Below are 10,031 nucleotides of genomic sequence, written 5' to 3' on the forward strand. Positions count from 1 at the left end.
GAGTTACTCAAAACGACGACCGGGCGCTGTCGTAGCTCGGGTCTAAAAATGCGCTCGCAGCTGCAGTAGAACGAGTTGACGTCCACCAGAGCGAAGATAGGACGGGAGCTGTCAGCGCACATGCTTGGTCAGGTCCCAGGTTACGACCCCAAACACATCAATCGAGCCGTACTGATCAGGGGTTATGGTCTTATAGTCTGGGTGGGCCGATTCCAGCAGCCAACGATCATCGGGGGCCTTAGCCAGCCGTTTAACCAGCGGTTGGTTATCCACGTAGGCCAGAACGATCTGACCGGTTCGCGCCGTGATCGATCGGTCGACGATCAAGACCCCGCCGTCGTAGATTCCTGCATCACGCATGCTTTCGCCCTGGACACGCACAATCCACACATGCGGCGCCCGAATGTTCAGCAACTCATCAAGAGAAATCGGTGGCTCATAGTAATCAGCTGCAGGGCTTGGAAAACCGCCTGCAGCCGTTCCGGCGAGAACCGAAATGAGCTCGCTTGAGTCTCGAAGGGGCTGAATAGATACAACGTTCATGGGGCACCGAGTTCATACTGTTTGCATATACAGTAATGCAGGCAGTACGGCGCGGCTAGAGTCACTGCGACAAAAGGCCTTTCGACAAGGCGTAGATTCGACCCAACGGCGGTCGGATTGATAGGACTCGCAGCTGCTGCAAGTCTCGATACCGCCACGCTAAATCCAAATGCTCACAGGAGAGGCTAGGTATGTGTAGCCATTACGAGGCGCCGACGCCAAACCAACTCGCAGCGGCCTTCGGCATCGAGGACGATCAGCAGGGGAAACTCGACCTATGGCCAGGCTACATCGGCCCGTTTCTACGCAGAGCTGGCGAGGCGGTTGAACAGGATGGCGCACCGCCGCAGCTGGATCTGCTCACTGGGTCGTTCGGCTTAATACCCTGCTGGAGTAAGGACATTAAGATAGCCAGGCGCACCTATAACGCCAGGTCGGAAACCGTGGCGGAGAAACCGTCTTTTCGCAATGCATGGCGGCGTGCTCAGCACTGCATCATTCCCGCTGCTGCGATCTATGAGCCTGACTGGCGATCGGGGCGTGCAGTGCCCACCCGGATCGCCCGGGCTGACGGCGAGGTTATGGGGATAGCAGGGCTTTGGGAGGAATGGCGCGACCCTGAAACGCGTCAGGTGCTTCATTCATACACAATGTTGACGGTTAACGCTGATACGCACGCGTTCATGCGCAACTACCATCGGCCGGATGATGAAAAGCAGACAGAGGTGCCGCTGTAAGCGGCGGGAACTCCTGCAGCCAGCTGGCCCCAAAACTGTATCACCTCACGCTCAAGGAGATCCCGATGGACAACTATCACGTGGTAGCCGAGGGTTCTGGCTGGAAACTGCATCTGCAGGGCGATAGCCGGGCGCTGCTGAACGCCCCAACCAAGGCTCAGCTGCTGGAGCAGCTGCCCGGGTACATGGAGGGTCGTACTGGCTCGGTAAAGATCCATACGGCCACTGGGCAGATCGAGGATGAGCGCACCTATCCGCGCAGTGCTGACCCGCGCCGTAGCAAAGGGTAGGGCGCGGTCAGGCTTCTATCGGTAGTCGCCCTCGGGCCAGTCTGGCGGGGCGCTTTTCTTGCGATACCTCCGCTTGAGGGCGATTGCGCCTAAGAAAGCCAATGCCAGCACACCTGCAGCTACTAAAAACACCCAGTTATCAGTCATCGTCAACATCGTCATCACGTTGCCCCTGTCGTTGCCGACTCGTTTGGTCAGCTCTACTTTCAGCGTGCGGGTGGAGCACGGGGTGGCGCAACTGATTTTCCATGACCTTTGGGCTTGTAGTTCTGCGAGGCGTCCACGGCCGCACTAGACTTGAACTCCGCCCTTCAAGATCGAGGATGCTGCCATGACCATGATCGATGCCGACAAGCTGAAACCTGCCTTGGAGGCTTGGCAAATCGCCGCTGCATTTGTGGTCCTGTCTTCGCAATCGGCCGACGCCGCATTCCTCCGCGGCGAGCATAAGGACGCCGACCAGATGGCCGAGCGCACCCAGCAGGCCCTGCGCACCCTTGAAGAAAAGGCCCACAACCTGGCGAAGCTAGTGGAGGCGCTGATCTACCAGGCGGAGCATCCCACCGGTTGACCCAGGGCCGGCGCCGACCAGCAAATTTTCCGTGAACACTGCGAAATCATTGGTGATAGGCTTCCTAGGAGGCCTATTGCCGACTCTCTAAGGATCGATCCCGGTCCGCGTTCAATCCCAACAGAGAGTCCTGCCATGAATCCCCGTCGTGCTGCATCCCTTCGCCCTGGACAGTTCAAACATTTGGTACGAGTAGCGTCCGTATCTGGCCGTATGCCAGAGCGTGACGTGTTGCTGGTCTGGATCACCCACACCACAGGCGTGAGGGTCACCGAGCTGGCCCAGTTGGAGGTCGCCGACGTGCTCTTTCCAAGCGGGGCTGTCCGGCCCGAACTGTACTTGCGACCCTCGATCACGAAGGGCTGCCGTGCGCGCAATGTGTACCTGACGCATCCCCGGTGCCTGGCCGCTCTGGAGCAGTGGCTTGCGCTGCGCCAAAGGCGCCGCTGGGGGCTTTCGGGTGCCGCCGAATATCGAGGGTTACGCCCTGATTCGAAACTGATTCTGACCCACAAGGGCCAGGCATTTGAAATGGCGTTCAAACATCGGATGTTGGAAGGCGGGCCGGAGGTGTACCGGGCCTGTGACGCGCTGCAACAGACGTTCAGCCGCATCTACCGGCAAGCGGGTATCAAGCATGGTTCATCGCACAGCGGTCGGCGCACGCTGGCCGCGACGGTGCTGGCTGCGACTGGCGATGTGGACATTGTTCAAACGATTCTCGGGCATGCCCAGCTCGACCACAGCAAGCCTTACCTGGCGATAAATGCGGACACCATACGGCGAGCCTTTGAAGTGGCTTTGTAGATACTATGTTTCTACATTGGTGCTTGCGCATAGAGTGGCAAGTATCTACAATGGCTATACGTTACGGAGGTGCTTATGGAAGTCAAAGTTCAGCAGTGGGGCAACAGTGCGGCGATTCGTCTGCCGGCTACCGTGCTCAAGCTCATGAAGTTGGTCAGCGGCGACGTTCTGAAATTGGATGTGTCTGCTGAGGTTATGACGCTCAAGCCGGCGAAAGCCAAGCCGCATTATCAGTTGGCGGACCTGATGCAGCAGTGCGACTTGTCCGCGCCGGAGCCGGCAGAGCTTGCGGGTTGGAATGCCATGAAGCCGGTAGGTCGTGAAGCGTGAAGCGAGCCAAATTCAACCGTGGCGACATTGTGCGAGTGAACCTGAACCCCACCGAGGGGCGAGAGCAGCAGGGCGATTTTCGCCCAGCGTTGGTACTGACTCCAGCGGCCTACAACGCCACCGGGCTGGCAGTGATCGCACCGATCACCCAAGGAGGCGACTTCGCCCGGTACGCCGGTTTCGCCGTGACCTTGAGCGGAAGCGGCACCGAAACTCAAGGTGTGGTGCTGTGCAACCAGATTCGCACGGTTGACCTTGAGGCTCGCGGCGCCAAGCGCGTGGAGGCGGTGCCCGAGGTCGTAATGGACGAAGTGCTGGCCCGTGTGCAGGCACTGTTTGAGTAAAGGAAAACCGGATGAACGACGGAAGTTTAGGATTGGTAGCTGGTTTAGCCCTCGCGGCAAGTGCTACCGCAGGTTTGCTTGGGAATCAGACCGTTGCAGCCGTTTTAGCTGTGATTGGCATCGCTTTCGCGGTTGCCCTTGGGTTGTCCAAGCGCGCTAAGAACAAGGCTCAGCCAAAGAGCCAGTAAATCGAGGAAAACGGCACCGCCCAAGCCCAGCCATCGAGCTGGGCAGCCACGTTGAACCGGCACATTAACAACCCAAAAGGAGTCGCTATGAACACGGACCTGATCGTCAAACGGATTTTGCTCACACCCGTGGCAGCAGGCTTTGGGTGGCTCGTTGCCACCATGCTTCTCATAGGGCTAAAACTGGCCTTCCCCACGTTTTCAACCACATGGATTGAGCGCGCAGGCCCTATCGGCGCCATTGTAGGCATCGTCATTTTCTACGCGATGACCTGGAAGGAAGGTCGCTCGGCCAAATAGGCCCATGCCGAGAATAAACCCCATTAACTCTACGGAGTTCGACGATGAAGGCTGCGAAATCGGCATGGCAAAAACAGGTTGGCGGCGCGCTCATAGCGTTGCAGCGACAGCGATTGCATCTGGAACATAAATTAGGCTTTTGGAGTTTGCCCGTCTACGCCTGGATTCGGCGCGTTTTAGGCAAGCCACCTATTTCCAAGGAGGTCTCGCCGCAGATCGAGAAGATTGAGCATCGCATGTGGCTCATTTCATCCCGCTACAGGTAGGAAAACGACCAGGTACGCCCAAGCCCAGCCCCGCGCTGGGCCGAGGCTGTAGAGGGATGACCGTTTTCCGGCGTCCACCAATCAAAGGAATGACTACACCCATGAGCACAACCATCACCCTCAAAACCCAGCAAGTGCAGGCCGTTAATCAGGCCCTGCGCCGGTTGATCGATGCGCTGCGCAGTACCCCAGTGGCAATCCTTGCCCAAGAGCGCGCCGAAGTGGAGGGGCGCTTGCGCACCCTAGCGGCGCTCGGCCTGATCGATGCCGAAGAAGAGCAGGAGTTGTATTCCCTGGCCGAGGCTGCGCGCCAAGCGGCCGAGGAAGCCTGAACCCCATCAACTTCACGGAAGCCGCCGCCGATCACTTGCCCGCCATGTGCGGGCCTTGTCGGTAGGAGCAGGCCGCTTTGGCCAACTGGATCGAGCAGGAAAAAGATATGTCACGTTCGGTAGGTGCGGTCGACTTCGAGGATGGCCGCAGGTTGTACTTGATCTACGATGGAACCGTTGGTGTCGCTTGGCGCCCACTTTTTGAAACCAGCGATGCGGCTTGGGATTGGTACTGCGCTGAAAGCGTTGAGTTTGCAGAGCCGGTAGGTGCAGCCAGTACAGAGCTTCCAGTCGTGTTGACTATTGATCTTCATTACGACGACCAGGAGCGTTGGAAGTTCGCAAGTCGGGCATCTGCGGATGCAATGTGGCTCACCGGTCCGGCCAGCTCAGACGAAGCAGCGGACGAAAGAAGTAAGCACTTCGATGAGCCTTTCGGCGGTTACTTTTCTGACGATGAAAAACCAGTGAACTGATCGAGGAAAACGGCACCGCCCAAGCCCAGCCATGCGCTGGGCCGAGGCAGTAGAACCCACCCCCTTTAGATCGCAAGGAACCCCACACATGACCCAAGCCCCCGCCGTTGCCGCCGAGTCCAAGCTGGAAACGAGCAGCGTCCGCTTTCATATCGAGACGATTCGCCAGTCGCTGAGTAGCCAGGAGGCCGCCTTGCGCTTTGAGTACGTGCGTGGCTACCTCGACGCGCTGTATGGGCAGTGCAAGTTCGATGAGCAGGAGCGCGACAGCCTGCTGGCTGAGGCAAAAGCCGTGAAAGAGGCGTGGCCGCAGAAGGTGCAGTCCGCACCGACCAACTGAACCCCCAACTGTCTAGGAAAGCACTTATGCCCCGCACCATCGAGAGTATCGTCGAGAACCACAGGGTAGCAGCAGAGCGCCGTGCCGCTGGCAAGCCTGTGTGGGATCGCAAAATCGACATCAAGGCGATTCTGCATGAAGATCAGTCGAACACCTCCAACGAGCATGCGGCGCAGGTGGCCAATCACATTGGCGCGCTGATCCGCAGCCGAGTTCCCGCTGACTGGCTGGATTGGGAGTCTACCGACCTGGACGAAGATTTGGCCCATATCGTTGAGGGCATGGAAGCACTGAAGCCAGACAGCTATGACGGCGAAGAGGACTTTACACCGCTAACAGACCTCAACAGCATGCTGGACCAGCTCTACGACTGGGCTGACGGTAAGCGCGTTTGGCTCGGCCGCTGATCAAGGAAATCGTGACCATGACGACTATCAGTACCGATGCGTTTGAAATCGAATTGCGCCAGGCTCAGATGGCACGCAAGGCGTGGGCGGTGACCCGTCAGGCCTTGGCGGATTACCAGTCTGGTGCAGCTCCGGCCGGCAACCTGCAAGAAATCCTGGAGAACATCGACAAGGCTTACGACAAGTACCTGAACGCCTGCACTGTCCTGGGCGAGAAGGTGCTGGGAGCTTCGCCCGACATGCCGAAGCCAGAACTGACGATCATGACCCTGTAGGAAAACGGCACCGCCCAAGCCCAGCCATTCGCTGGGCCGAGGCAGTAGAGGATGCTGTAGAACAGCCATCGAAGGCCTGGAAGAAGCCCAGGCGTGACCAGCGCCGTTACCAGGGAAAATCATCAAGCGCAGATAACGCGCCACGTCCTGAGTTCGAATAGGTGAAAGGTTTCTATGAAGTTTTGGATTGCAACCTGTAGCACGTGTGGCAACGTCAAGCTGGCTCAGTGGACAACGCCCACGAGTTGTAGACGTCAGGTCGAAGCAGATAAAGGCCTTGGTAATTTTTGCAACAAGGCGCTTACGGATGTATTTGAAGACATCTCGCCAGCGCTAAGGGTTCGACTCAGCCTGAATCGCTGCCCCGAGTTCGATACCCAACACTCACATATCGATTTTTACATAGACCCTGAAACCAATCGCTACGTCATTACCTCACTGCCCTTCGTAGCGTATCCTCCAGCCGTTATCGAACCTGAACATTCATTGCATCAAGCCTTTTATCGAGCTAAGAATGAACAAGCCGCCTCGCGTTGGCTAGCCAAATACGGTGAAGCTATCCCACCCCCTGCAAACCTGGACTACGGCGTGGCAGAGACGATGCTGGTTAGCACACTAGGTTACCCTGGCCCAACGCCTCTCACACCAGCAGAAAATGAGGTTCTTCAAGCTAGCGCTGCTCTCGGCGATGTTACGCTTGATATTGTCTTTCTGATAATTGAAGTTCTAGGCTGGCGACCTGGCAGGCCAGTCCCTGAAGACGATCCTGGCTGGATCGCAATATGGGCTGAGGAAGAGATGGTGCTGGGCTCTATGACCATGGCCAGGGACATTCTTGGGATGCCCGACTTTGGGGATTACTGGAAACCGTCTGCAGTCTCAGAGTTCTACGCTAAAGAGAGAGTTCAATGGGATATCTGAACCTGTAAGGAGATAGGAAACCGCGCCCAGGTACGCCCAAGCCCAGCCCATGCTGGGCAGCGGCAGTAGCGCCGACTTCTATTAAAACGTAAATATTTAGGAGGGAAATATAATAAAAACAGAGGATTAGCGTACTTTTTTGCGAAAAGTAGGATTGTAGTCTAGGGTTTATTATAGTTTACCTTAGGAGTGTGTAAACAATGAACCCTTACAGAATCAAACTCGTGCGGTTCGACGGTGGTGAGCGCTTTCCAGTGCTTTGCCTTCAGCAAGACGGCATGCCCGTGCACAGCGCTAACCTTTGGGTACTGACAGAGTTACGAACGGCGAATTTGTCGACGAGCACACTCCAACAGGCGCTTCGGTCGTTGATGGTGCTGTTCATTGTTTTTGATGAACTAAAGATAGATTTGTCCGCCCGTTTGCGCGACGGCCAGTTTTTAACGGTTGGAGACATAGAAGCTATCGTTGGGGCGTGTAAATTACCAATTACAGCGGGCGACAGAAAAAAAATTGGAAATGGAAAGTTTGTATCGCCATGGTCTACCAGTGGCTTTAGTACGCCAAAAATTCATCCTGGTACTATTGCTATACGGCTTTTATACATTGCCCGTTACCTTGACTGGATTGCGACCGACCACTTACTAAAAACAGGCGCAGGAAACCCACATTTTTCAGGGGTGGAAAAACTCCGTGAACTGGTTTCTACAGCCATAAAGGCTCGCATTCCTTCAGTGCAGCGCTTATCCAATGTTACGCCTCGTGAGGGCCTAACTGAACAAATGGTATCGCTACTGCAACAGGTGGTTGCTCCAGAGTTTGAGCATAATCCGTGGTCTCATGAATTTGTTCGGCAGCGAAACTACTTAATGATTCGCTGGCTATTGTCCTTGGGAGTCAGGAGAGGTGAGTTGCTTGGTGTCAAAATCTCGGATATTAACTTTCAGACCAATGAAGTTTTAATTGCCAGGAGGGCAGACGATCCGGCGGATCCACGGTTGAGACAGCCGAATGCCAAAACAAGCGGTCGATTATTAGCGCTCGACGCAGAGTTGGTAGCGCTCACGCGAGCGTATGTAATGTCCATTCGTCGAAATGTTACAGGCTCGCGTAAGCATGAATATCTTTGGGTAGCCGGTGGCTCAGGAAAACCACTGAGTCTTGCGGCGCTAAATAAAGTATTTATCACTTTACGGCAACACTGTCCGGAACTACCAGAAAACATCTGCCCTCATCTCCTTCGCCATACCTGGAACGATATTTTTTCGGAAGCGATTGATAGAAGTGATGTGTCGCCGACCATGGAGCAAAAACTGCGGTCACGATTGATGGGGTGGTCCGAAACATCCGGAATGGCGATTGTGTATAACCAGCGTCATATCAAGAAAAAAGCCACCGCTGTGTCCTTGCAAATGCAAAAACAATTGCGTGTGGAGGCTCCTTCCGATGATTAAAAAACCAGGGGAAAACTACGTAATCGATGGAATTGATTTCTGTCCTTCACTTCCGTCGGTAATTCGTAGCAAAAGCGGTATCGCGTTTGATCCTAACCGGCCTGCTTGGTCGTACCGGGACGGTGTGTATTCGGTTTACATGGATTTTTCTGGGCTACATTTTTCTGCTGTGCTCATGGCTTCATTCCATCTTACGTTGATTTGGTTCGTTGAAAATAGGGCGCCAAGTACTGTGATGGGTCGCTTTGCGGCTTTAAAAGCATTTGCCTTGCGATTGCAAGAGGGGCGCGTTGAACCGTTGGAAACTATCTGCGGAAATGACGTATTGATACATTGCGATGCCAATGACTTTCAAACACGCGATCTCTTTGCGTTTTTACGCCGATGGCATGCCATGAGCTTGCCGGGTATTCAGGATGATGTGGTGTACGTCCTGGACAGGAAAAAGCTCCGGAAGCGAGAAACCGGAATCGCTGTATTGACGTGGGATCCCGAGTTGGGTCCATTTACTCCAATTGAGCAAGTGGGTATTCAAGATGCCCTGAATGAAGCTTACGGCGCAGGGCGTTTGAGTGAGGACATATACCTGCTGGCATGGTTGTTTATTGCGTTGGGTTCCCGCCCTGTTCAGTTGGCAGCCTTAAAGGTTTGTGATGTTGTGCGCTCGGTGGCTGCGGATGGAACAGAGTCTTTTCTTTTGCTTGTTCCGCGTGCGAAGCAACAAAACGCATTGCTCCGCCAGGAACTCAAGCCGCGAGCGCTGGTGAATCAAATTGGTCGACCGTTGTTTGATTATGCCCGACGCGTCAGTGAGCGCTTTATTGGAGCGTTTCCAGACCCCCAGCAGGCGCCCCTGTTTCCTTTACCCCGGCAGTCACAGTATTTGGCGGACGGGCCAGGATGGGCCAGATACCACCGTACCAGCGAGAATTTACGGAAATTGTTGGTGACCGCGTTGGACAAGCTATCCGTCCGCTCTGAGCGCACGGGGGAAATAGTTAACATCTGTGCCTTGCGCTTTCGGCGTACGTTAGGGACGAATCTTGCGCGTGAAGGGCACGGGGTTTTGGTCATTGCGGACTTGCTTGATCATTCGCGAACTGACTCTGCGGCTGTCTATGTAGCTGCGACACCAGAGCTTGCGATGCGGATTGAAAAGGCGACTGCGCTGTACATGGCGCCTCTGGCTCAAGCTTTTAAAGGTCAACTGATAGCTCATGAGGACAATGCCGTTCGTGGAGCAGACCGCTCCAGCCGAATTATCGATTTGCGTATCGATCAAAGCGCACGGCCAATGGGGTCATGTGGCAGCTTCAGTTTCTGCGGATTATTTGCCCCCGTGGCCTGTTACACCTGTCAGTGTTTTCAACCTTGGTTGGACGGGCCGCATGAGGCGGTCCTGGATTTCTTGCTAGCGGATGCTAAACGCTATCCGGACGGTCGTATCGCG

The 10,031-nt window shown here is 55.4% G+C and carries 18 protein-coding genes and 1 pseudogene; 17 read left to right on the forward strand and 2 right to left on the reverse strand.

What is annotated here, in order from left to right:
- Both APH36_RS31365 and APH36_RS27670 read right to left on the reverse strand, forming a co-directional pair.
- Nucleotides 1-122: pseudogene (locus APH36_RS31365) on the reverse strand (hypothetical protein); the annotation flags it as partial.
- Nucleotides 112-543, reverse strand: a complete 432-nt coding sequence (locus APH36_RS27670; RefSeq protein WP_041925786.1) for a LexA family transcriptional regulator — start codon at nucleotides 541-543, stop codon at nucleotides 112-114. The gene APH36_RS27670 and the pseudogene APH36_RS31365, both read right to left, overlap by 11 nt.
- A gap of 191 nt (nucleotides 544-734) precedes the next feature.
- Here APH36_RS27670 and APH36_RS27675 point away from each other — a divergent pair, with 191 nt between their 5' ends.
- The 17 genes from APH36_RS27675 to APH36_RS27745 all read left to right on the forward strand — a co-directional run.
- Complete coding sequence (locus APH36_RS27675; RefSeq protein ID WP_023383634.1) at nucleotides 735-1,280, forward strand: SOS response-associated peptidase; 546 nt, start codon at nucleotides 735-737, stop codon at nucleotides 1,278-1,280.
- A 65-nt stretch (nucleotides 1,281-1,345) separates the two neighbouring features.
- Entirely contained in the window at nucleotides 1,346-1,570 is a 225-nt protein-coding gene (locus APH36_RS27680; RefSeq protein ID WP_023383635.1) for a DUF2188 domain-containing protein, read from the forward strand.
- 331 nt (nucleotides 1,571-1,901) lie between these two features.
- Nucleotides 1,902-2,141, forward strand: a complete 240-nt coding sequence (locus tag APH36_RS27685) for a hypothetical protein (RefSeq protein ID WP_023383636.1) — start codon at nucleotides 1,902-1,904, stop codon at nucleotides 2,139-2,141.
- A 135-nt stretch (nucleotides 2,142-2,276) separates the two neighbouring features.
- The gene (locus tag APH36_RS27690) at nucleotides 2,277-2,948 is read left to right on the forward strand and encodes a site-specific integrase (protein WP_060501493.1); all 672 of its coding nucleotides are present in this window, start codon (nucleotides 2,277-2,279) and stop codon (nucleotides 2,946-2,948) included.
- Between the two features lie 75 nt (nucleotides 2,949-3,023).
- A complete protein-coding gene (locus APH36_RS27695) occupies nucleotides 3,024-3,278 on the forward strand; it encodes an AbrB/MazE/SpoVT family DNA-binding domain-containing protein (RefSeq protein ID WP_060501495.1) in 255 nt (84 codons plus the stop codon).
- Nucleotides 3,275-3,622: a type II toxin-antitoxin system ChpB family toxin gene (locus tag APH36_RS27700; RefSeq protein WP_060501497.1), complete on the forward strand. Its 348-nt coding sequence runs from the start codon at nucleotides 3,275-3,277 to the stop codon at nucleotides 3,620-3,622. Before APH36_RS27695 ends, APH36_RS27700 begins: the two co-directional genes overlap by 4 nt.
- An 11-nt stretch (nucleotides 3,623-3,633) precedes the next feature.
- The gene (locus APH36_RS31920; protein ID WP_156342222.1) at nucleotides 3,634-3,810 is read left to right on the forward strand and encodes a hypothetical protein; all 177 of its coding nucleotides are present in this window, start codon (nucleotides 3,634-3,636) and stop codon (nucleotides 3,808-3,810) included.
- An 87-nt stretch (nucleotides 3,811-3,897) separates the two neighbouring features.
- Nucleotides 3,898-4,110 carry a hypothetical protein gene (locus APH36_RS27705; RefSeq protein ID WP_060501499.1) on the forward strand — a complete coding sequence of 71 codons (213 nt, stop codon included), beginning with the start codon at nucleotides 3,898-3,900 and terminating at the stop codon, nucleotides 4,108-4,110.
- Nucleotides 4,111-4,154: 44 nt separating this feature from the next.
- Nucleotides 4,155-4,376, forward strand: a complete 222-nt coding sequence (locus APH36_RS27710; protein ID WP_060501501.1) for a hypothetical protein — start codon at nucleotides 4,155-4,157, stop codon at nucleotides 4,374-4,376.
- A gap of 101 nt (nucleotides 4,377-4,477) precedes the next feature.
- Nucleotides 4,478-4,708 carry a hypothetical protein gene (locus tag APH36_RS27715; protein ID WP_060501503.1) on the forward strand — a complete coding sequence of 77 codons (231 nt, stop codon included), beginning with the start codon at nucleotides 4,478-4,480 and terminating at the stop codon, nucleotides 4,706-4,708.
- 77 nt (nucleotides 4,709-4,785) lie between these two features.
- Nucleotides 4,786-5,184 carry a hypothetical protein gene (locus APH36_RS27720; RefSeq protein WP_060501505.1) on the forward strand — a complete coding sequence of 133 codons (399 nt, stop codon included), beginning with the start codon at nucleotides 4,786-4,788 and terminating at the stop codon, nucleotides 5,182-5,184.
- Nucleotides 5,185-5,272: 88 nt separating this feature from the next.
- On the forward strand, nucleotides 5,273-5,524 hold the full coding sequence (locus tag APH36_RS27725) for a hypothetical protein (protein WP_060501507.1): 252 nt from the start codon (nucleotides 5,273-5,275) through the stop codon (nucleotides 5,522-5,524).
- A 26-nt stretch (nucleotides 5,525-5,550) separates the two neighbouring features.
- Nucleotides 5,551-5,931: a hypothetical protein gene (locus APH36_RS27730; protein ID WP_060501508.1), complete on the forward strand. Its 381-nt coding sequence runs from the start codon at nucleotides 5,551-5,553 to the stop codon at nucleotides 5,929-5,931.
- Between the two features lie 17 nt (nucleotides 5,932-5,948).
- Entirely contained in the window at nucleotides 5,949-6,206 is a 258-nt protein-coding gene (locus APH36_RS27735; RefSeq protein ID WP_151883543.1) for a hypothetical protein, read from the forward strand.
- A gap of 174 nt (nucleotides 6,207-6,380) precedes the next feature.
- Nucleotides 6,381-7,127, forward strand: a complete 747-nt coding sequence (locus tag APH36_RS31925) for a hypothetical protein (RefSeq protein ID WP_148299956.1) — start codon at nucleotides 6,381-6,383, stop codon at nucleotides 7,125-7,127.
- A 200-nt stretch (nucleotides 7,128-7,327) separates the two neighbouring features.
- The gene (locus APH36_RS31370; RefSeq protein WP_050593414.1) at nucleotides 7,328-8,581 is read left to right on the forward strand and encodes a site-specific integrase; all 1,254 of its coding nucleotides are present in this window, start codon (nucleotides 7,328-7,330) and stop codon (nucleotides 8,579-8,581) included.
- On the forward strand, nucleotides 8,574-10,031 hold a 1,458-nt coding region (locus APH36_RS27745; RefSeq protein WP_156342224.1), incomplete at its 3' end, for a site-specific integrase. The genes APH36_RS31370 and APH36_RS27745, both read left to right, overlap by 8 nt.

It is taken from the genome of Pseudomonas sp. NBRC 111133 (genome assembly GCF_001320605.1).
In the GTDB taxonomy this organism is placed as follows: Bacteria; Pseudomonadota; Gammaproteobacteria; order Pseudomonadales; family Pseudomonadaceae; genus Aquipseudomonas; species Aquipseudomonas monteilii.